1 protein-coding gene is annotated in these 672 nt (G+C 50.4%); it reads right to left on the bottom strand.

Annotated elements, in window-relative coordinates:
- A partial coding sequence (locus ACS8FC_RS18000) for an amino acid permease (RefSeq protein WP_439297795.1) occupies nt 1-672 on the bottom strand: 672 nt, incomplete at both ends.

Genomic DNA, 672 nt, shown 5'->3' with positions numbered 1-672 from the left:
GATCATCAGTAAGCAAAGCTGCACGGTCAAGCTAGTCAGCATGAGCGAAGCCGTTGGCGTGCCTTGGGCGTTTTGCTTGGTAAAGATGCGTGGAAACGCATTGTAATTCGCCGCGGTAAACGGCACTTCGGCAGAATAAAGAATCCAGCTAAGATAAGAGGCCAATACCGAGACGATAAGCCCAATACTGATGACCCATTTACCCACACTGCCTGTCATTTGCGTCATGATACCTGCCATCGATGGGTTGCTGAGAGCCGCCACATCCACACGGCTCATGACCCCGAGAGAGAGCAGGGTAATGGCAACATACAACACCAGCGCACACAACACACCGATATAAGTAGCGCGGCCGATATCAGCGCGTTTCTTGGCACGCTGCGATAAGACAATCGCGCCCTCGATACCCGTAAATACCCATAGGGTGATCAGCATTGTCCCTTTGACCTGTTCCATAAAGGGTACGTCCAACGTCGTTCCCGCGCGGTCAGCATTAAAGGTCTGCATATCAAAGGCATAATAGGCAAACACAATAAAAGCAATGAGCGGTAAGCTTTTTGCCAAAGTCGCCAGCAAGTTGATAAATGCCGCTTGCTTAACGCCGCGCAGTACCAAATAATGTACCAGCCATAAAATGATAGATTCACCGACCAGCGCCCATAGCGTATTGCC

The organism is Psychrobacter sp. 1Y4 (genome assembly GCF_051847555.1).
Note: the sequence above shows the minus strand (reverse complement) of the source record. Positions and strands in the feature narration are given on the sequence as shown.